The sequence below is a fragment of the Falsiroseomonas oryziterrae genome, from assembly GCF_021864505.1.
In the GTDB taxonomy this organism is placed as follows: Bacteria; Pseudomonadota; Alphaproteobacteria; order Acetobacterales; family Acetobacteraceae; genus Falsiroseomonas; species Falsiroseomonas oryziterrae.
Window position 1 is genome coordinate 1 of record NZ_JAKJIB010000621.1, and the last position, 1,019, is coordinate 1,019.

Genomic DNA, 1,019 nt, shown 5'->3' on the forward strand with positions numbered 1-1,019 from the left:
CGGGAAGGGCGCCGAGGCGCTCGCCGAGGCGCGCGGCCAGCAGCGCGGCGCGCGGCGAGCGGATGTCGCGCTGGATCGCGGCCAGGCTCTCCGGCGTGTGGCGCGGCGTGGCGGCGAGCAGTTCCTCCAGGCGGAGCACGCGGTCGTCGTCCGAGAAGAAGAAGCCGAGCGGGGGCGGGGCGCCCTCCTGCGGCGCGCCCGGCCGTTCCGCCCAGCGCGGCCGGTTGTTGGCAGACGCGATGGCGCCGGGCGCCGGGTTCACCTCGTAGGGCAGCGTCCGCACGTCGCGCAGCCGGTCCCAGGGGCTGGTCGCAGCGGCATCGCGCGGGTCAAGCACGAAGTCGGTCGCCGGGAAGCCGGCGCGGTCGGGAATGGTGGTGGCGATGAACTGCCCCACGCGTCCTCGGCTGTCGGCCCAGAGCATGGTCTGCGCGGAGACGCCGAAGCCGGCGAAGGATGCCCGGAAGCTCTCGCCGTCGGTGGCGCGGGCGGCGCGGAGCAGGGCGGTGATTTCGTCCGTCGGCGCGTGCCCGACCCAGCGCAGCGCGACCGGGGCGCCGCCCTGGCCCGGCAGCAGCGCGGCATCGGTCATCACCGGGCCGAGCGGCGTGGTGCGGATCTCGCGCGTCGTGCCGAACCAGAAGCGCTGGCGGATGCGCGTCGTCTCGCTCCGGAAGGCCTCGGGCGGCAGGGAGGAGACGTCGAAGAGATCCGACGACGCGGCGCGCAGGTTCGTGCCGCCCCAGGCGACATGCGCGTTGCGCCCGACGCCGAGGATCGGCAGCCCCGGCACCATCAGCCCGACGGCTTCGAAGCCCGGCGAACGCATGCCGACCGCGAGCCAGAGATTGGGCAGGTTGAGGCCGAGATGCGGGTCGGAGGCGATCATCGCCCCGCCCGTCGCGCTGCGCGCGGCGTTCACCGCGACGGTGTTGCTGCCGCTGCGCGAGGTGCCGGCTAGGATCTCGGCCAGCAGCGCGGCGCGGGCATCGGCCGCGCGCGCGCCGCCGACGGGGCTG

At 75.9% G+C, this 1,019-nt stretch carries 1 protein-coding gene; it reads right to left on the minus strand.

The annotated features are described in order from the left end of the window. Positions 1 to 1,019: penicillin acylase family protein (locus L2I40_RS23680; RefSeq protein WP_237217799.1), on the minus strand; the 1,019-nt coding region annotated here is incomplete at both ends.